The following is a 401-nucleotide window of genomic DNA, read 5'->3' on the forward strand; positions in this document are numbered from 1 at the left end:
TGGCAGATCCGCATGCGTGGGGGAGCGCCGCAGGTGCGAGGGCCGGCCTGGTGGGACCCGGCGCGGCGATGGCGCACCCCGCGACCGGCGACGGGGACTCGAACCGATCGCGAGAGGCCTGCTCGCCGCGCACCTGCCAGCGGGCGCATCGTTCGCGCGAGGACATCTTCGGCGCGCTCCGCGACAAGTGCGGCGGGAAGGGGCATCCGAGAATGAGAGGAAGGCCGGCGGCCACTCCGCCATCGGTCAGCGCCACGCTCGAAGGAGAGACACCGATGTCCGATTCCGCAGCTTCCGCAGCCGCCGCGCTGCTCGACCGCATCCAGGCGCCGGAAGGCGAGGGCCGTGAGATCCCCGATGCTGCGACCCGCGAGGTCATCGGCCGTGCACCCGTCGCCGCC

This window comes from Microbacterium sp. H6, from assembly GCF_003314775.1.
GTDB classification, from domain to species: Bacteria; Actinomycetota; Actinomycetes; order Actinomycetales; family Microbacteriaceae; genus Microbacterium; species Microbacterium oxydans.